The following is a 19994-nucleotide window of genomic DNA, read 5'->3' on the forward strand; positions in this document are numbered from 1 at the left end:
AACAAAAAAATACCAATACTTATAAAATAATAAGCATTGGCGTTATATATATCCATTAGTCTCTTGCACTTTTAAGTTTTCGTTTTCGTTCGTGACGCTCAAAAGCTAGTTTGATTAACGTATCAATCAGATTTGGATAACTTAAACCAGATAGCGTCCAAAGACGTGGATACATACTGATTTTTGTGAAGCCTGGTATTGTGTTGACTTCATTAATGATTAATGTATTATTTTCTTTTAAGAAGAAATCAACCCGAGCCATGCCTTCACAGTCAAGTGTTTGAAATACTTTCACAGCTTCTGTTTGTATCTGTTCGACTTGTTCTGGCGTTAAGTCGGCCGGTGCCGATAAAACGGCGCCTGACTCATCAATGTACTTTGATTCGTATGAATAAAAATCTGTTTGCGGTAAAATTTCGCCGATCACCGATGCTTTTGGCGCGGCATTACCTAAGACCGCACACTCGACCTCACGTCCTTTTACCGCTTCTTCAACGAGGACTTTATCATCATATAAAAAGGCATCTTGAATCGCCGTTGTGAAACTTACTTCATCTGTAGCCTTACTTACCCCGACCGATGAACCTTGATTAGCAGGCTTAATAAAGACAGGTAAGCCGAGCATTTCCTTAACAATTTTAAAGTCAATCGATGCTTGTTCATGCACTTTAAACACAAGACCAGTCGCCACTTTTAATCCGCACTCTTTCAATAAACGCTTGGTAAAATCTTTATCCATACTAACAGCTGAACCGAGTAAGTCAACGCCGACAAACGGTAAGTTTAAGGTACGTACTAACCCTTGTAAACTACCATCTTCACCAAGTGTTCCGTGAATGACTGGGAATACGACATCAATTTGTTTAATCGGTTCATTTGTTTTACTGTTGATAATTTGAGCACGGTCTTGCCCAGGAATAACTGCAATCGCTTCACCGGTTAAATGCAAACGAATCTTTTTCGCATCATCTGCATCGTCCAAGTAATGGGCTTCATCAAGTAAATGCCACGCTCCTTGTTTATCTACCCCAATTAAAACGACGTCATAAACCTCTCGGTCAATCGCTTCAATCACATTTTTTGCTGACATGAGCGATACTTCATGTTCAGCTGATTTACCACCAAATAAAATGGCAACTGTTTTTTTCGACATACCTATTCCTTCTTTCATTATTAACTATGCAGTAAGTTGCTTTGGTTTCTTAAAGAGGACTAAGCCACCACTCATCATATACAATAGACTCCCTAACATGGCCGGTGCAAAACCTAAAAAGGCGACTAACGCACCTGAAGCAAGCAGCAAGATCCCAACCATTTTCGGTTTAATATCTTTCTTTAAGAAGTAGAAACTTAAACCACCCGTAATTACTGTGGCCACACTTAAGATAAGAATCAAAATACCACCTGACTGCAAGTTATCTCGGAATACCGTAAATTCTGGTAGTTCAAAATCATTTTCATTACTTTCTGATAGATCCGTTTGGTAGGATTCATATAACTCCATCGCTCTTGCTTCATCATTATGTACAATTAACATACTAGCACCTTGGACCCCAAAGAAAATATAGACCGCCATACCTAAAATTATTAAAATCTTTTCAAATCGTCGTGACATGTGTTTGTTTCTCCTCTCAATTGTTTACCTCATGATTATTTTAACATAGTTTATGTCCATTAGACTATCGTTTATCGACCATAGAAAAAGTCATGGCCAACATTAACTAAACCTCCACATTCACTTCACTCACATCCGTCATTCACATCTTATTTTTAAATCATTTTTAACTAATCGTTCTATTAATTAGATTGTTATAATACGAAACAACTCTAAGCAAATGCCCGCAATCCTATTGAATTTTCTGAAATTTAGCGTATGATAATTAACATAACTTACGATGTTAGAAAAGTTAACAAAGAGGGGAGCACAATTATTCATGAAAAAAATCGAAGCAATTATTCGCCCAGAAAAGTTCCAAGCATTACGAGACGAATTAGCCTCACATGGATTTTTAGGTTTAACTGTTACTGAGGTCGCAGGAACCGGTAAACAAAAAGGACAAACCGGCGTTTTCAGAGGCACAAGTTACGAAGTTAAAGTCTTACCTAAAATTAAGATTGAACTTGTTTTACCACAAGAACGCGCAGATGAAGTTATTGATGTTATTATCGACACCTGCCACACCGATCAAATCGGTGACGGCAAGATTTTCGTTTACAATGTTGAAGATGTTGTCAGAATTAGAACAAAAGAGCGCGGCAAACCTGCCGTTTTATAAAATAAAAATAGGAGATGATACATGTGTTTAAAAAAATAGGCCTTTTACTTTTTATTAGTTTATTTTTAATGTCACCACTTTACGCCGATACCGGTGTAGCCACAACCGAAACCGTCAATATGTTATGGGTTATGATTGGGAGTGTGTTAGTCTTCTTCATGCACGCAGGATTTGCTTTAGTTGAATCTGGTTTTACTCGAGCAAAGAACTCATTGAATATTATCACAAAGAACTTTTTAACGATCAGTATTGGACCGATTGTCTTTTATCTTGTTGGTTACGGGCTGATGTTTGGTGATACTTTTAACGGATTATTCGGATCAGATAGTTTCTTGCTAAGCGGCGTTGACGACATAGGGTTTTTCGTCTTCCAAGCGATGTTCGTTGCAACTTGTGCGACAATTATCTCAGGTGCCGTTGCTGAGCGGATTAAAATCGGGGTCTATGTCTTAATTACCATCGCGATGACAAGTGTTATTTACCCTGTTGTCGGCCACTGGATTTGGTCAGATGGTTGGTTAGCTGAATTAGGTTTTACTGATTTCGCTGGTTCAACAGTGGTTCACTTAACCGGTGCTGTTGGCGCGTTAACCGTCGTCTTATTCTTAGGACCACGTCTCGGTAAGTATACAAAAGGTAAAATCAATGTTATTCCAGGTCACAACATCCCAATGGGCGCACTAGGAGTATTCATTTTATGGTTAGGTTGGTTTGGATTTAACGGCGGCTCAACACTTGCTGCTGATGCTGAGCTTGTTCCTATGATTATCGCAACAACACTAATGGCAAGTGCCGGTGGTTTATTATCAACGGTTTTATATTCACAACTACGCTTTAAACAAATCGACGTTTCACTCGCATTAAATGGTGTACTGGCTGGTTTAGTTGGGGTTACCGCTGGGACAGCTGAAGTATCTATTCCTGGTGCGATTGCAATCGGTGCCGTCTCTGGTGTGATTTTAGTTGAAGGTATTACTTTCATTGACCGCGTACTAAAAATTGATGATCCCGTTGGAGCAACAACTGTCCACGGACTCTCAGGTATTTGGGGTACACTAGCGGTAGGTTTATTCTCGGTTGAATCCGGCTTATTTTACGGCCACGGTTTAAGTCAATTCTTAATCCAAGGTCTAGGCGTCTTAGCAGTAATTGCGTGGACAATGGCGTCAGTAGGTGTTGTCACCTTCGTCATTACTCGCTTTACATCTATTCGCGTATCAGAAGAAGAAGAGCGTATTGGACTTGATATCTCTGAACACGGCTCTAGCGCGTATCAATTTAATGATACCTTCTCGAGTAAAGAAGCGATTCAACCGACAGGTGCTTTTGAACTGGCTGACAGACTGAATCAGCTATCTGAGTCAAAAGCTACCTAAGTAGACATCGATTATGATGTACACTAATCCCCCTTGTTGGCTGTACCATTTGGTACAGCCATCTTTTTTATAAAAAATAAAACAAAAAAACAGACAGGTAAGCGATGAGCTTATCTGTCTGTTTTACTTTATAAATCTTTAACAACCGCTTCGATAATTGTTTCCATATACTGCGGTAAGTCGCTTGGTCGTCGACTTGAGATAATATGTCCGGATTTAACGACAGGTTCATCAATCCATGTCGCACCTGCATTTTTTAAATCATCGATGAGGGCCGGCGTACTTGTGACTGTCGCTCCTTCTACAATATCAGCTGAGATTAACACCCAACCTGCGTGACAAATCTGACCAATTACTTTTTTATCTTGATCCATCGCTTTAACAATATTTAAGACACTGTCATAGCGACGTAATTTATCCGGTGCCCAGCCACCTGGGACGAGTAACACGTCATAATCATCCGGGTTAATATCTTCAAACGCATGGGTTGATTCACAAGGGACACCGTACTTCCCAGTGTATACTTTGCCTTTTTCTGTACCCGCTATATCCACTGTTGCACCTGCTTCTCGCATTCTAAGGACAGGATACCATAATTCTAAATCTTCAAACGCTTCATCAACCACTTGTAAAACTTTTGTATCTTTTAACTTCATCACTCGTTAACCTCCTTTTATTTTTCTTCCTTCTATGTGTTTAACCGTAAAATACCCGAGTTAAACTCCACCTTTTGTTGGAGTTATCTGTATGACGAAAGAAATGATAGAACACGCGCTGAAACATCGTGTTGATAACCAATTTCTGAAATAACAGCGGCCCCGTCAATCTTAAGAGCTTTCAATTGAGGCATATCTTTAGCAGTTAAACCACCAATGGCAACAATAGGGGTATCCTCTAGGTGAGTTTTAATGGTTTTTAACCCTGAAAAGCCTATTGGTGTTTTCGCATCCGTTTTTGTTTTGGTCGGATAAATCGGTCCTACCCCGACATAGTCAGCCCCTTGGTCTTGTGCTATGATTGCTTCTTTTAGATTAGTGGCTGATATGCCGATAAACATATCCTTCGGTAATACCTGTCTTGCCTCTTCAATTGATTGATCATCTTGACCGAGATGAAGACCATCAGCACCTAGTGTTAGCGCCAGGTCAAGGTCGTCATTCACAACAAATGGTACACGATATTGTCTGCATAGTGCTTTTACTTTATACCCGTATTCAATAAGGGCGGCACCCTTGAGTGCAAACGGGCCCTTTTCTCGTAGTTGAAACATTGTCACACCGCTCTTAAGGGCCGCTTCAATAATTGGGAGACTACCTTCCTCCAAATAAGCTTCACCAAAAATAAAATACAACCTCAACCATTCGCGCTGAAACATTATCGCATCACCTCAATCATCGCACGCTTTTCCCATTCAGAAACAGTTAAAGCTGCTAACTGATCAATAAACTGCACCTGAAAAGAACCGGGTAGCTTAGATTTTTCTGCCGCCATTTCACTTGCGACCGTATAAAAGCTGACCGCTTCGGTTGCTGCTTCAATATAATGCCCATCATCAGCTACAGCTAAAAAGGCAGCAATGACAGAAGTAAGTAAACAGCCAGTCCCAGTGACTTGCTTAAGTGCCGGTGAACCGTTTTTCAGTTTAGAAAGAATGTTACCGTTATAAATGATATCTTCTTTTCCGGTCACAACAACCGGGATACGGTATCGTCGGTAAAAGGCTCTGGCAACGGCCGTTGCGTCTGTCTCAATACCCCCTTCAACACCCTTGCCAGCTTGTTTAAGTAAGACAAGCGTCATAATTTCTGCCGCATTACCTCTGATAAGACTAACCTTTAACGTCTCTAGTAAATGTAAAACAACACGCATTCGGTAATCAGATGCGCCAACACCAACCGGGTCTAACACAATTGGGATCTTTTTTTCCGTTGCTTTTTTTCCCGCAACTTGCATCGCTTGAAATACCGGTTCTGTGATTGTACCGATATTCAAAACGAGCGCATCAGCAATATTAATGATATCCGTCATCTCTTCTTGTTCATGCGCCATAAGTGGCGAGGCACCGATCGCATAAAGACCATTGGCGGTAATATTCATCACCACTTGATTGGTGATGTTGTGAATGAGTGGCGCACGATCTTTAACTAATTCTGCGTAGGTCATGACCTTTCACCTTCTCGTATTTTTTCACAAATTTTTATATCATTCGGCACACCTTTTAGCCGGTAACCAAAATGATTCGTCGGTCCGTTACCATGTCCGAGGTCAATGCCGTAAAAAATCGCGTCATGGATAAATGCTTTCCCTAAACTGGCCGCATTAAAAACCCCCTGACCTTTTGCGAGTTCTGCGGTAATCACCGCACTATACGTACAACCTGTCCCATGTGTATGTTTTGTTTTGATTCGTTCCTTTGTTAAGTATCGGGTATCTTTACCATCATAAAAGACATCGGTCGCTTCATCGGTTAAATGCCCACCTTTTACAACTGCAGCACTTGCACCTAACACATGCACCAGATCTTTCGCCGCTTCTGCCATCTCCTCGACGGTTGTAATTGAGCGGTCCAATAACAGACGTGCTTCTTTTAAATTTGGCGTCACTAGCGTTGCTTTTGGAATTAATACGTCGCGAATAACCGCACGAGAACTTTCTTCCATTAAGACATCACCACTTGTTGCAACCATGACCGGGTCTAGTACATACGGAATATCAGGGTATTGTTCTAAATAATCACTAATTAATAGCATCATCTCTTCAGTCGCAATCATGCCTGTTTTAATAGCATCTGGTTGAATGTCATCAAAGACACACGCTAGCTGCTCATTAATCATATCGATTGGTTGATGATGAATTAACGATACACCTTGCGTATTTTGTGCTACAACAGACGTGACCACACTCATCCCGTAGACACAACGCTCTTCAAAAGACTTGAGGTCCGCCTGAATACCCGCGCCACCTGTTGGATCGGTCCCGGCAATCGTAAGTGCTGTTTGAACTTTTTTCATCTTCTCCACTCCTTGTAGACGCAAAAAACCGCTCCTCATAGGTCGAGGAACGGTTGTGAGTGTAGATATATAGATAAACGTTTATAAAAACGCTTCGTATCACAAGAGTCCCACTTCCCTACGTTGGTTCTAACCAAATCAGGTTCAAAGGGACCAAAGTTATTCACTTTATCTCAGCACAATCTGTGCGCCCCTAGCGGTTTCATCCGTATTTATTTGTTAAGTTAACCATAGTGAATCCCTGTTGGTTTGTCAAGTTTAATGAAGCAACCCAATATCCTCTGGCGGCCAAATACGAAAAACAATTTCACCAATCACACTGTCTTCTTCGATGACACCAAAGTAGCGACTATCTCGACTATCCGGCCGATTATCACCTAAGACAAAATACATCCCATCCGGCACTTCTGTTAAGCCCAGTTCATTCATACTAAAATCATTGGTGTATGAGTAACCATCTAATTCACTTAAGACATCTTCTAAGTAGACTTCTGAATAACTGACACCATTAATGAATAACACATCATCTTTCACTTCAACATAGTCACCCGGTAAACCAATGATCCGCTTCACATAATTCTCTTCAACAACAGAGTCTGGTGCAATAAAAGCGATTTGATCAAACCGTTCTAACTCACCTAATTTACTTATAATAATCCGGTCACCATCATGCAAGGTCGGTTCCATTGACGTCCCTTTAACAACAGACGGCGTCATCACAAATTCTCTCACAACAAGTACAATCACCAATGCAATCACAATGGCTTTGATCCAAGAAATCAACTCTTTTACCATCTTTAACCCTCATTTATCTGTTTTTTTCTTATTATACGCGCTTTCCATAAGAAAATCCATGATTACACTAAACAGACAAAAAACCTCATGCCCGTAAGCATAAGGTTTTTATCAATTCGTTACGTAACTACTTAATAGCTAACACTTCATCAACCATCGCACGTGTAAGCTCAAGGTCTTTATCATCTGGATCTAAATCAACTTTGACTAATTCTCCGATGACTGTTGCTCCGGCGAATTCAAACCGTTCTTTAAATTGATCAAGCGCGACACCGTATAACGGATAAAAAGAATCACACGAACCAAAAAGACCAATGCGTTTACCTGTTAAATCTTCATCTTCAACCTCATCATACAAATCCATCAACTCAAACGGTAAATCGCCGTCACCATACGTGTAACTGCCAAAGAAAATCACATCATAATTGACTAAATCAAACGCATAAAAGTCATCACTTGGAATATGAAAGACGCTATAGTCAAGATTTTCTTCATCTAAATAACTCTTTATTTCATCAGCAATACTCTCTGTATTGCCTGTCATACTTGCATAAGCTACTGCTATTTTCATAAATATTCACCTCACTATTATCATAGTGATAATGATTTTCACTGTCAAGTTAATCTTCGTTACCAGAAGCAAAATCAACACACTGACGAATCGCCTCTTGAATCATCTGATCAAAGCCATGTTCATCTAAGACTTGTAAGCCTTTTTCCGTCACACCACCCGGTGTTGCCACTTCATCCATTAAATCCTGTGGACATTTTAAATCAGACGTCAGCATTTCTGATGCACCTTTAACCATTTGGGCTACGAGTTGTTTTGCGACGACTTCAGTCACACCCGCTTTTTGAACTTCTTTAATCAATACATCCGCAAATCGGTAGACAAACGCTGGACCACTGCCGGTGATTGGGGTAATTTGGTGCACTTGTTGTTCCGTTAATTTTTTAAACTGACCGATACTAAAGAGGATTTTTTCAATATAGTATTCATGTTCATCGGTCACATAATGCCCTAGGGTAAAAAGGGTCATCGATTCCGCTTTTGATGCCGCCGTATTTGGCATAAGCCAGCTAACCGGTGTTTGTTCTGGTAAATGCGCTTCAAGATATTTCACATCAATTCCTGCTGCCACTGTTAGCACGAGTTGACCGTCAATAACTTCACTGAGTGACGTCAATACCTCTTCATGCGCCTCAGGTGGAACGGCTAAAATAATAATATCTTGGTCTGAGACGTGATTTTGCCACTGATTCGTTGTTCTCACACCAAAGCGCGCTTCTACTTCTTCTAAACGTTCACTATTAGTGTTATTCCCGACTAATATTTCGCTAAAATCTGCCTGTTTTAAACCATTAATGATTGCTTGTGCCATCCGTCCAGCACCAATCATTAAAATCTTTTCTTTTGACATGAAAGATTCCCCCTAGATTCATTTTAACGTACATAAGCTATGTGAATAATTACCCGTTTTTACTATATTAAAAACAAACCTTACTCACTTCTCCATTCTTTACTATACAAAAAAATATATCCTGAGACAAGGCTATTTAAAAAGAAATTCTGCAAGAAAGGGCTTCAGTTATATCTTTACATTGTTAGCTTGATTTCATAACAAAAAAACAAGCACCAAAAGGTACTTGTTTTTTCGACTAATATATTTAAACGTCGTTACTTACTTGTCACTTTTAACTCAACATCAATGTTACCACGGGTTGCTTTAGAGTATGGGCAGAAGTTGTGAGCAAGTTCTGCGAGGTGTTCTGCTTCTTCTTGTGAGACACCTTTAATATCAACATGGAGAACGACACCAACTTTAAATCCATTGTCGCTTGGATCCTTTAATAAACTAACATCTGCTGTTAACGTTGATTCAATCTCTTTCTTTTGGCGTTCTGCCATTAAGTTTAATGCCCCGTCAAAACAAGCAGCATAGCCTGCGGCAAATAGTTGTTCAGGATTAGAACCTTTTTCATCACTACCTCCAGCTGGATTAACTAAATTTAAATCAATTAAACCGTCATCTGATTTTACATGACCATCGCGGCCACCTGTTACTGTTGCATGAGACGTAAATAAAACATTACTCATAACTTGATCCGCTCCTTTATAATTAGTTTCATACTATGTTTACCTTCTTAATCGGGTTTTTAAACCCTTCTGTATAAAAATAGTGAATTTAAGTCTTTCTCACTAGTTGTTAGTGATGGTCTTTTCTTCTAACTCTCCTTGTTTCCGCTTATGTTTAAGAAAAAATTTCTCCATCAGGTACGTTGCGACTAATACAAATAACAACACATCGACAATCAGTAAATTGGTTTGGAATTTATAGACTACAAATGCGATTAAGACGATACTATCAATCAACATTGCCCCGCCGACGATAACGCGATTGCTTATCACTTCATCTTTCAGTTTATATAATTAAAAAAGCCACACTCTTTGTGTGACTTTTTCTCTAACCTAAGGCAACATCTAAAATCATCATCACAGTAAAACCAACCATTAACGCCATGGACGCTAAATCTCGGTTACCGTTTTCTTGCGATCCTGGAATGACCTCTTCTGCGACAACGAAAATCATCGCACCGGCAGCAAAACTAAGCGCTAACGGTAAAATTGGTTCCATCCATGTCACAAGTAACACACCAATTACTGCCGCAATCGGCTCAACCATTCCGGAGAACTGACCATACATAAAGCTGCGTCTGCGTGACATACCTTCACGTCTCAGTGGCATTGAAACAGCCGTTCCTTCTGGAAAGTTCTGAATCCCAATCCCAATACCAAGCGTGACAGCTGCCGCAAGTGAACTAGATTCAAATCCAGATGCTACCGCACCAAAAGCAACCCCAACAGCTAAGCCTTCTGGAATGTTATGAAGCGTAATCGCGAGCACTAATAGTGTACTACGTCGCCGGCGATCCGGATGGATTCCTTCTGCTGTTTCTAGTCGTGCATTCGGGTGAACGTGAGGAATGACTTTATCAATCCCCCATAAAAAGATCCCGCCTAACATAAATCCAGCAGCCGCTGGTAACCAAGCGGGCCATTTGTCTTGTTCTGCCATTTCAATCGCGGGTGCTAACAGTGACCAATAACTGGCCGCAATCATCACACCACCCGCAAAACCTAGCATTGCATCAAGAAACTTATAATTCACACCCTTTGCCGTAAAAACGAGGGCCGCCCCAAGCGCAGTCATTCCCCAAGTAAATAAAGTAGCAACGAGTGCCTGCATGACCGGTGATAACTGAGTAAAAAAATCTACCATGCGTAGAACTCCTTTCTTTTCCTAGAAAACACTTTGTTTTCTTGCTCTACTATTTTATTTTTGCTTCTAATATGGATTATACCAATAGTTTTGCCTTAGGTAAACTTTTTAAAGACAACTTTTACTTTTTCGCTGTCACTATTCATAATTTATTCACACTTTTCCTATTCGCGCACCCTTTCGTCAATCATTTACATCCTTGACCAAGCTCGAGAAAACGGTTTTGTTGCAGCTGGCGGTTCACAGTACTTACTCCTATTAGCTATGTAAAGCTTTCACCCATAACAAATGCCTCAATACTTTATAAGTTTTGAGGCACTTGTTATTTATCTACTCGATTTTGACTATTTAAAAACCTTGATTCGCTCATCTACTGATTGGAATGTTTTTTCACCCGGCGCTTCTACCGGCTTACCAAACGGCATTTGCGCTTGTAGTATCCATGCTTTTGGAAGATCAAAGCGTGCTTTGACATCATCATCAATTAATGGATTATAATGTTGCAAGGACGCGCCTAGCCCTTCTGCTTCTAACGTTGTCCAGACGACATATTGCAACATACCTGACGCTTGTTCTGACCACGTTCCGAATTTATCTTTATACAACGGCATTTGTTCGCCTAGTCCTTTGACCACCTCAGTATCTTCAAAGAATAACACCGTTCCATATCCAGCTTTAAACGAATCAATGCGTGCTTCTGTTTTATGAAAATTCTCCTCTTTTACGAGCGGTCGTAAATGTTCTTTTGTTAGATCCCAAAGCGCTTTATGATGGTCATTAAATACAATCACCACCCGGCCACTTTGTGAATTAAATGCATACGGTGAATGTTTCACCGCAAATTGTACGACTTCTTCAACGTTTTCTTTTGACACAATTTCTTCATTGCTAATCGCATAATATGACCGGCGTTCCTCAATCCCTTGTCGCAATAATTTTGACATAGAAATACTTCCTCCTTCTGTATGATATTATTTTTCTGTTATTTGTATTATTACCGAACAATCCCTTCTTTAAACACTGACAATCTTGATTTGCAAGCAACTTATGTTGATTTCAACTTAAGATTAGACACATCACTCTTCCAGCATCTTTAGCTCACTGCCACACCATGAGCTAACACAAAAAAGACCTACAAGCAGAGGGCTTGTAGGTCTTAGTCATTGTATTTAAGCTTGTGGGATCGAAATAGTTTTTTCGCGATTTAAAATCGCTTCTGCGTTTTTCACCCGGTCTGCAGTCGGTGGTTCAACACCTTCTAATTGATAATCTAGACCGAGGTTTTCCCATTTATAAACCCCTAATTTATGATACGGCAACACGTCAATGCGTTCAACATTAGATAGCGTGGCAATAAAGTCAGATAAGCGTTGTAATAACACATCATCATCACTACCGCCAGGAATAAGCACGTGACGCACCCAAATTGGGACATTCTTTTCATCTAAGTAACGGGCCATATCTAAAATATGATCATTTGAGACACCGGTAAGAACTTTATGTTTCTCAGGATCAATTTGTTTTAAATCGTAAAGGATTAAATCGGTAACTTCCATCAACTTGTCGAGGGTTTCAATAAAGCGAGGGGCACGACTGAAACATCCACCTGATGAATCGATACATGTATGAATATCATGCTTTTTCAGCTCAGTAAACAACTCAAGTAAAAACTCTGCTTGAATTAATGGTTCCCCGCCACTTACCGTTACACCTCCGCCGGATGAATCGAAAAAGTCCTTGTATTTCACAATATCTGTGACAAGTTCTTCAACAGTCATCTCTTTACCACCCGACATCTTCCATGTATCTGGATTATGACAAAACTGGCAGCGTAATAAGCAACCTTGTGTAAAAATAATATAACGTAACCCTGGGCCATCTACTGTACCAAGTGTTTCAATTGAGTGAATGCGTCCTTTCATGTGAAAACCCCCTGATGATAAAAGATATAGGAGGAGACAAGTCTCCTCCTATACGATTATACCTTATTTCGAACCGACTTACATGCTTTCGTGGAAAGTACGGTTAATAACATCGATTTGTTGTTCTCTTGTTAACTTGATGAAGTTAACGGCATAACCTGATACACGAATTGTTAATTGTGGATACTCTTCTGGATGTTCCATCGCATCAAGTAATGTTTCACGATCAAACACGTTAACGTTTAAGTGGTGACCGTTTTTCTTCGCATAACCATCAAGCATTGCTGCTAAGTTAGCTTTTTGTGTGTCATCATCTTTACCAAGTGCTTTTGGTACGATTGAGAATGTGTTTGAAATACCATCCATTGCATACTCATATGGCATTTTAGCCACTGACATAAGTGACGCTAATGAACCATTTTCGTCACGGCCGTGAAGTGGGTTAGCCCCTGGTGCAAATGGCTCGCCTGCACGACGTCCGTCTGGTGTGTTACCTGTTTTCTTACCATATACAACGTTTGATGTAATTGTAAGAAGTGATTGTGTATGAGTTGAATCACGGTAAGTTTTGTGTTGTTTTACTTTGTTCATAAAACGTTTCACTAAGTCTGCCGCAATATCATCTACACGATCATCGTTATTTCCGTATTTAGGGAAGTCGCCTTCAATTTCATAATCGACTGCTAAACCGTCTTCGTCACGAATTGTACGAACTTTTGCGTATTTGATTGCTGAAAGTGAGTCAGCTACAACTGAAAGACCTGCGATACCACATGCCATTGTACGGAATACTTCACGGTCATGTAGTGCCATTTCAATTCTTTCATAGCTGTATTTATCGTGCATGTAGTGAATGATGTTAAGGGCATTCACGTATACGCCTGATAACCAGTCTAACATTGTGTCATACTTGCTCATGACTTCATCGTAATCTAAGTACTCTGAAGTAATCGGTGAATAAGCTGGTGCTACTTGTGCTTTAGATTTCTCATCCACACCACCGTTGATTGAGTAAAGAAGTGCTTTTGCTAAGTTAACACGTGCGCCAAAGAATTGCATTTGTTTACCAATACGCATCGCAGATACACAACAAGCAATACCGTAGTCATCGCCATAATGACTGCGCATTAAATCATCATTTTCATATTGGATTGAACTTGACTGAATTGACATTTTCGCACAATATTTTTTATAGTTTTCTGGTAAGTTTACAGACCATAAAACAGTTAAGTTTGGCTCTGGAGCTGGACCTAGGTTGTCTAATGTGTGTAAGAAACGATAAGAGTTCTTAGTCACAAGCGGGCGACCGTCTTCAGCCATACCACCAAGTGATTCTGTTACCCATGTTGGGTCACCAGAGAATAGTTCATTATATTCAGGTGTTCTTGCGAACTTCACAAGACGTAATTTCATAACAAAGTGATCGACAAGTTCTTGTGCTTCTTCTTCTGTCATCACACCATTAGCGATATCACGTTCAATGTAAATATCTAAGAATGTTGATGTACGACCAAGACTCATTGCCGCACCATTTTGTTCTTTAATCGCTGCTAAGTAACCAAGGTATAACCATTGGAAAGCTTCTTGTGCATTTTCAGCTGGGCGAGAAAGATCAAAACCGTATGTTGCACCCAATTGTTTTAATTCATTTAAAGCACGGTATTGTTCTGAGTGTTCTTCACGATCACGAATCACATCGTTACTCATCACACCGTTACCGCCGATTAAATCAAAGTCAGCTTTTTTATCTGCCATTAACTTATCAATACCATAAAGTGCTACACGACGGTAGTCACCGATGATACGTCCACGGCCATAAGCATCTGGAAGACCTGTTACGATACCAGCACGACGTGCGGCACGAATTTCTGGTGTGTAAGCATCGAAGACACCCTGGTTATGTGTTTTACGGTAATCGGTAAAGATTTTTTCTACTTCTGGGTCTAACTTAAAACCGTATGATTCAGCTGAAACTGATGCCATGCGGATACCACCAAATGGTTGTAAAGAACGTTTGAATGGTACGTCTGTTTGAACGCCAACAACCTTTTCTTTATCTTTGTTTAAATATCCTGCATCATGAGAAGTGATTGTTGAAACGATTTTTGTATCTAAGTCATAAACGCCACCACGTTCGCGTTCTTCTTTCGTAAGATCCATAACTTGATCCCAAAGATCTTTTGTTGCTTGTGTAGGACCTACTAAGAAATCTTCGCTTCCTTCATATACAGTAAAGTTTTTAATGATAAAGTCACGAACATCAATTTCTTTTTTCCAACGACCATCAACAAATCCGTTCCAAGCGCTACTTTTTGTTACTTCTTCTACAGTTTTCATTTACGCTGCCTCCTTGAGTGTATATATCATTTAAAATTGTGAATGATTTAACTTATGATTCTAGTATAACCTCCTTGAGCAAAAAAATAAAGTGAATTCCCTCACATTTTGAACTGTTATAGTCAATGTTCATAATTTGTTCAAATTTTATCAGAGTAAAGGATTCAGATAAAACAGACAAACAAAAATGGCTTTAAACCCCTTTTAATTAGGGTTTTCACCTTCAGATAGGGGGAATGCGGTTATAAAGAAATTGTGACAGATGAAATCTGTATCAATCTGTTATAGTATTGCAATCACCTTATTGTATTACAGTAAACCGCTTACATATACAAGGGTTTATTAACATTCTTAACATCTTTGTTTAAATATCCTAGAATTCTTTCATTGCATATGACTTTACTTCTTTTTCTGAACGTATCATTATATAGATAGGAGGCGATTTAGATGAACAATTTTACGTATCACAATCCAACAAAACTTATTTTTGGTGAAGACACTTTAACAGAATTACCAAAGTTATTAAATGGTAAAGGTAAAAATATTTTACTCGTATATGGTGGCGGGAGCATTAAGCAAAACGGTTTATACGATAACGTTTTAGAGCAATTAAAGGCGATGGATGCGCATGTGGTTGAATTAAGCGGCGTTGAACCTAACCCACGACTTACAACCGTTAGAAAAGGCATTGAGCTCGTTCACGCTCATGGAATCGACTTTATTTTAGCGGTCGGTGGCGGAAGTACGATTGACTGCACAAAAGCAATTGCGGTTGGTGCAAAGTCTGATGCAGACATTTGGGATATTATAACAAAAAAGAAAGTAGCAAAAGGCGCTTTACCTTTCGGTACCGTCTTGACACTGGCAGCTACGGGTTCAGAAATGAACGCAGGTTCTGTTATCACCAACTGGCAAACAAACGAAAAAGTCGGATGGGGTAGCCCGTACAGTTATCCAACATTCTCTATTCTCGATCCAAAGCATACATTTTCTGTACCAAAAAACCAAACGATCTACGGCATGGTCGACATTATGTCACATGCGCTTGAACATTATTTCCATCATGAGACAACACCTCTTCAAGACCGAATGGTCGAAGGGATTTTGAAAACAGTGGTTGAAACTGCTCCAAGACTACTTGAAGACTTAGAAAATTATGAGCACCGCGAAACGATTCTTTATGCTGGTACCATGGCTCTAAATGGCATGGTCAGCATGGGTTATCATGGTGACTGGGCGACACACAACCTAGAGCATGCCGTCTCAGCCATTCATGATATTCCACACGGCGGAGGCCTTGCAATTTTATTCCCTCACTGGATGGAACATGTCCTAGATGCGAATATTGATCGCTTTAAGCAGCTAGGCCTACGTGTTTTTGACTTAGAACAGGGGACCGAGTCTGATCGTGATTTTGCTTTACGTGCAATCCAAACGTTACGTGATTTCTGGACATCGATTGGTGCACCATCAACACTCGCTGATTATGATATCGATGCTTCATCGATTGAAGATATGGCCGACCGAACTGTCCAACTAAGCGAGTCATTTGGCAGCTTTAAGTCACTTAACCGCGATGATGCCGTTGCGATTTATAAAGCGAGTCTTTAATGATCATACGTTAATAAACTCTCGTTAAAGGGAAAGCCCCCATGTCAACCTAAACTGACAAGGGGGCTTTTTGGTATATAAACATTTAAAAAGGGAAGCGAGAGTTAACCTTTAAAGGCGTTACGGTATACGTCAGCAAGTTCAGTTACAAGTGGTAACTTAGGGTTAGCTGTCGTACATTGATCTTCGAAAGCTTTATCTGCTAGGTAATCTACTTTAGCTTCAAAGTCTTTCTTATCTACGCCGTTTTCACGGATAGACATTGGAACGTTAAGTTTTTTCGCTAAGTCATAGATGGCATTGACTAAGCTTTCAACACCTTCTTCAGTTGTGTTGGCTTTAAGTCCTAAGTGTTTTGCGATTGCTGCATAACGCTCATCAGCGATAAAGTGCTGATATTTAGGGAATGAATTAAATTTCGATGGTTTTTTTGCGTTATAACGGATGACGTGTGGCATAAGGATCGCGTTTGCACGACCGTGAGCGATACCAAATTCAGCACCTAATTTGTGCGCTAAACTGTGGTTAATACCTAAGAAGGCGTTCGCAAATGCCATACCTGCAAGTGTTGATGCGTTGTGCATTTTTTCACGAGCAAATTCATTCGAACCATCTTTGTATGCTGTCGGTAGGTTCTCAAATACTAACTTGATCGCATGTAAAGCTATACCATCCGTATAATCATTCGCTAGTACTGATACATAAGCTTCAATTGCGTGTGTTAGTACATCCATACCTGTATCAGCTGTAACAACAGGTGGTACAGTCATAACGAATTCTGGATCGATAATCGCTACGTCTGGTGTTAATTCGTAATCAGCTAATGGATATTTAATGTTGTTTTCTTTATCTGTGATAACGGTAAATGATGTTACTTCCGAACCTGTACCTGATGTTGTTGGAATCGCAACAAATTTCGCTTTGTGACCTAACTCAGGGAACTTGTAAACACGTTTACGGATATCTAGGAATTTTTGTTTGATACCATTAAAGTCTGTTGTTGGGTGTTCGTGGAATAACCACATACCTTTTGCGGCATCCATTGCAGAACCACCACCAAGAGCGATAATCACATCTGGTTGGAATTCATCCATAGCTTTTGCTCCGCGCATAACCGTCTCTTTTGATGGATCCGGCTCAACGTCAGAGAAGATTTCACAGTGAACATAGTCCGCACGCTTACGTAAGTGATATAACACTTTATCTACGTAGCCAAGTTTCACCATCATTGGATCTGTTACAATAAACGCTTTAGATATTTTCGGCATTTTCGCTAAATATTGTACAGAGTTTTTCTCAAAGTATACTTTTGGTGGAACTTTGAACCATTGCATGTTATTGTTTCTACGCGCCATTTTCTTCACGTTAATCAAGTTAGCTGCCCCCACGTTTGTAGATACTGAGTTACCACCATAAGAACCACAACCAAGTGTCAGTGATGGAATATATGCATTGTAAATGTCACCAATCGCCCCTTGTGAAGATGGTGCATTTAAAATAATACGACCTGCTTTCATACGTGAAGCAAAAGCATCAACGATATCTTGGTTATCTGAATGAATAACCGCAGAGTGTCCTAATCCACCAAACTCAAGCATTTCTTCTGCACGATCAATACCTTCTTCAGCACTGTTTACTTTATATGCCGCAAGAACTGGACTTAATTTTTCACGAGATAGTGGATAATCTGGCCCAACACCTGATAATTCAGCCACTAAGATTTTCGTATCTTCAGGTACTTTAACGCCTGCCATTTCAGCAATCTTCACTGGCTTCATACCAACGATGGCTGGGTTAACCGCGCAAGTATCTTCATTAATGACTAGCTTTTCTACTTTAGCTTTTTCAGCTGGTGTTAAGAAGTGAACTTTATTTGCTATCATTTCTTGTTTTACTTCGTCATAAATTTCTTTATCAACAATCATTGCTTGTTCTGACGCACAGATCATTCCGTTATCAAATGTCTTAGACATAATTAAGTCATTTACAGCGCGTTTCACGTTTACTGATTTTTCAATATAACATGGAACGTTACCTGCACCTACACCTAAAGCTGGTTTACCAGAGCTATAAGCTGACTTAACCATACCAGGACCGCCTGTAGCTAAGATTGTTGCCACGCCAGGGTGTTTCATAAGTGCTTGCGTGCCCTCAATTGATGGTTTTTCAATCCACTGGATACAGTTTTCAGGTGCTCCAGCTTTAACAGCTGCTTCATAGACGATACGCGCTGCTTCAGAGCTACATTTTTGAGCTGAAGGGTGAAAAGCAAAGATAATTGGATTTCCTGTTTTAATTGAGATTAATGATTTAAACAACGTTGTTGAAGTTGGGTTTGTTACCGGTGTAACACCAGCAACTACACCAATTGGTTCAGCAATGTTGACGATACCTTCATGTTCGTTTTCATCAATCACACCAATTGTGCGATCATACTTAATGTTATGGTAAACATATTCAGTTGCAAAGATGTTTTTGATGATCTTATCTTCATAGATACCGCGACCTGTTTCTTCAACTGCTAACTTCGCTAAATACATATGCTTATCTAACCCAGCAAGTGCCATTTCCTTTACAATGTTGTTGATTTGATCTTGGTCTAACTTCTTCATTTCTTTTAATGCTTTTTGTCCGTTTGCTGCTAATGCATCAATTGCCTCTGCAACGGTTGGTTCAGTTACCTCTGTGTTTTTCTTTTCTGCTTTTGTGACCATGTTAAAACCCTCCTAAGATTATATGTGAAATAATGAGCATTTAAACTCAAAAAAATTAAACGAAATTCATGACCGACGGGTTACGAGGAATCTTAATAAACGATACATCATTGAACATGCGCGTATTGTTTTTAATGACAACAACATGTTGATCGGTCCAAATAAATTTTGGAATGTCTTTGCCATCTTCTAAGCACATCGCTTCGAATCTGTCATCGACTTGTTCTTCAAAATTCTCTTGCGTATAAAATTCAGCATCAGTACCAAAGTCTTTCCACTCTGTTAATATCATTTTATCCCCCCCTCGTTCTTTCTGATTACATCATATCATCTGTATGCGCTTTCAAAATAATATAATTGTGACAGGTTTGTGAAATCATTCACATTAAGCGTTCTCATAATGGTCTATTAAGTATAAACGTTGATAAATCAACGTTTAATGCTGAAAAATATTTGTATTTCGCTTAAAAAACAGTAAAATACTGTCTCATTTTATGTTAAATTTGAACTAATACAGTGTGAAAACGCTTACATTTAATACTTTTTAAGTGAATTAATGAACAAAGTGTGGTTGTCATTGAACTACCCCCACCTAACATTCTCACGAATGTTTGAGGAAGGGGATTCCGTAAGGACACCCTAAAGGCGACCCATGCTCGTTCAACTAAGCA

Annotated in this window: 20 protein-coding genes and 1 riboswitch; of the genes, 3 read left to right on the forward strand and 17 right to left on the reverse strand. The window is 39.7% G+C overall.

The features are described 5' to 3' along the window. Positions 1-55: 55 nt before the first annotated feature. A complete protein-coding gene (ddlA, locus tag BM098_RS08545; protein WP_089832388.1) occupies positions 56-1153 on the reverse strand; it encodes a D-alanine--D-alanine ligase in 1098 nt (365 codons plus the stop codon). A 24-nt stretch (positions 1154-1177) separates the two neighbouring features. Next, complete coding sequence (locus tag BM098_RS08550) at positions 1178-1615, reverse strand: DUF4064 domain-containing protein (protein WP_089832390.1); 438 nt, start codon at positions 1613-1615, stop codon at positions 1178-1180. A gap of 319 nt (positions 1616-1934) precedes the next feature. On the opposite strand from BM098_RS08550, the gene BM098_RS08555 reads away from it, so the two are divergent. Together BM098_RS08555 and BM098_RS08560 are read left to right on the forward strand one after the other, a co-directional pair. Further along, positions 1935-2276, forward strand: coding sequence for a P-II family nitrogen regulator (locus BM098_RS08555; protein WP_089832392.1), 342 nt, complete (start codon positions 1935-1937; stop codon positions 2274-2276). 23 nt (positions 2277-2299) lie between these two features. Further along, entirely contained in the window at positions 2300-3652 is a 1353-nt protein-coding gene (locus BM098_RS08560; RefSeq protein ID WP_373863177.1) for an ammonium transporter, read from the forward strand. 128 nt (positions 3653-3780) lie between these two features. On the opposite strand, the gene BM098_RS08565 is transcribed toward BM098_RS08560, so the two are convergent. The 13 genes from BM098_RS08565 to pflB all read right to left on the reverse strand — a co-directional run bounded on the left by BM098_RS08565 (position 3781) and on the right by pflB (position 14998). Then, the gene (locus BM098_RS08565) at positions 3781-4308 is read right to left on the reverse strand and encodes a type 1 glutamine amidotransferase domain-containing protein (RefSeq protein WP_089832394.1); all 528 of its coding nucleotides are present in this window, start codon (positions 4306-4308) and stop codon (positions 3781-3783) included. Between the two features lie 83 nt (positions 4309-4391). Continuing rightward, a complete protein-coding gene (gene thiE, locus BM098_RS08570) occupies positions 4392-5027 on the reverse strand; it encodes a thiamine phosphate synthase (RefSeq protein WP_089832396.1) in 636 nt (211 codons plus the stop codon). Next, positions 5027-5815, reverse strand: a complete 789-nt coding sequence (gene thiM / locus BM098_RS08575) for a hydroxyethylthiazole kinase (protein WP_089832398.1) — start codon at positions 5813-5815, stop codon at positions 5027-5029. Before thiM ends, thiE begins: the two co-directional genes overlap by 1 nt. After that, the gene (gene thiD, locus BM098_RS08580) at positions 5812-6663 is read right to left on the reverse strand and encodes a bifunctional hydroxymethylpyrimidine kinase/phosphomethylpyrimidine kinase (protein WP_089832400.1); all 852 of its coding nucleotides are present in this window, start codon (positions 6661-6663) and stop codon (positions 5812-5814) included. The genes thiM and thiD overlap by 4 nt, the downstream gene beginning before the upstream one ends. Positions 6664-6761: 98 nt before the next feature. Beyond that, positions 6762-6868: riboswitch (TPP riboswitch) on the reverse strand. Between the two features lie 53 nt (positions 6869-6921). Then, the gene (lepB, locus tag BM098_RS08585) at positions 6922-7458 is read right to left on the reverse strand and encodes a signal peptidase I (protein ID WP_089832402.1); all 537 of its coding nucleotides are present in this window, start codon (positions 7456-7458) and stop codon (positions 6922-6924) included. Between the two features lie 127 nt (positions 7459-7585). Next, the gene (locus BM098_RS08590) at positions 7586-8029 is read right to left on the reverse strand and encodes a flavodoxin domain-containing protein (RefSeq protein ID WP_089832404.1); all 444 of its coding nucleotides are present in this window, start codon (positions 8027-8029) and stop codon (positions 7586-7588) included. A gap of 49 nt (positions 8030-8078) precedes the next feature. After that, positions 8079-8879, reverse strand: coding sequence for a pyrroline-5-carboxylate reductase (gene proC, locus BM098_RS08595; protein ID WP_089832406.1), 801 nt, complete (start codon positions 8877-8879; stop codon positions 8079-8081). A gap of 257 nt (positions 8880-9136) precedes the next feature. Further along, on the reverse strand, positions 9137-9556 hold the full coding sequence (locus BM098_RS08600) for an organic hydroperoxide resistance protein (protein ID WP_089832408.1): 420 nt from the start codon (positions 9554-9556) through the stop codon (positions 9137-9139). A gap of 102 nt (positions 9557-9658) precedes the next feature. Continuing rightward, positions 9659-9868 (reverse strand): hypothetical protein, encoded by a 210-nt coding sequence (locus tag BM098_RS08605; protein WP_089832410.1) that lies wholly within the window; start codon positions 9866-9868, stop codon positions 9659-9661. Positions 9869-9923: 55 nt separating this feature from the next. Then, the gene (locus BM098_RS08610) at positions 9924-10739 is read right to left on the reverse strand and encodes a ZIP family metal transporter (protein WP_089832411.1); all 816 of its coding nucleotides are present in this window, start codon (positions 10737-10739) and stop codon (positions 9924-9926) included. A 344-nt stretch (positions 10740-11083) separates the two neighbouring features. Beyond that, the gene (locus BM098_RS08615; RefSeq protein ID WP_089832414.1) at positions 11084-11683 is read right to left on the reverse strand and encodes a nitroreductase family protein; all 600 of its coding nucleotides are present in this window, start codon (positions 11681-11683) and stop codon (positions 11084-11086) included. Between the two features lie 225 nt (positions 11684-11908). After that, on the reverse strand, positions 11909-12661 hold the full coding sequence (pflA, locus tag BM098_RS08620) for a pyruvate formate-lyase-activating protein (RefSeq protein WP_089832417.1): 753 nt from the start codon (positions 12659-12661) through the stop codon (positions 11909-11911). A 78-nt stretch (positions 12662-12739) separates the two neighbouring features. Further along, positions 12740-14998: a formate C-acetyltransferase gene (gene pflB / locus BM098_RS08625; RefSeq protein WP_089832419.1), complete on the reverse strand. Its 2259-nt coding sequence runs from the start codon at positions 14996-14998 to the stop codon at positions 12740-12742. Between the two features lie 447 nt (positions 14999-15445). On the opposite strand from pflB, the gene BM098_RS08630 reads away from it, so the two are divergent. Further along, complete coding sequence (locus BM098_RS08630; RefSeq protein ID WP_089832421.1) at positions 15446-16609, forward strand: iron-containing alcohol dehydrogenase; 1164 nt, start codon at positions 15446-15448, stop codon at positions 16607-16609. A gap of 104 nt (positions 16610-16713) precedes the next feature. Here the strand turns inward: BM098_RS08630 and adhE are convergent, their stop codons facing one another. Together adhE and BM098_RS08640 are read right to left on the reverse strand one after the other, a co-directional pair. Beyond that, entirely contained in the window at positions 16714-19323 is a 2610-nt protein-coding gene (gene adhE / locus BM098_RS08635; RefSeq protein WP_089832423.1) for a bifunctional acetaldehyde-CoA/alcohol dehydrogenase, read from the reverse strand. Between the two features lie 55 nt (positions 19324-19378). Then, positions 19379-19615 (reverse strand): hypothetical protein, encoded by a 237-nt coding sequence (locus BM098_RS08640; protein WP_089832425.1) that lies wholly within the window; start codon positions 19613-19615, stop codon positions 19379-19381. Positions 19616-19994: the final 379 nt, after the last annotated feature.

Origin of the sequence: Halolactibacillus halophilus, from assembly GCF_900115605.1 — a bacterium.
Classification (GTDB): domain Bacteria; phylum Bacillota; class Bacilli; order Bacillales; family Amphibacillaceae; genus Halolactibacillus; species Halolactibacillus halophilus.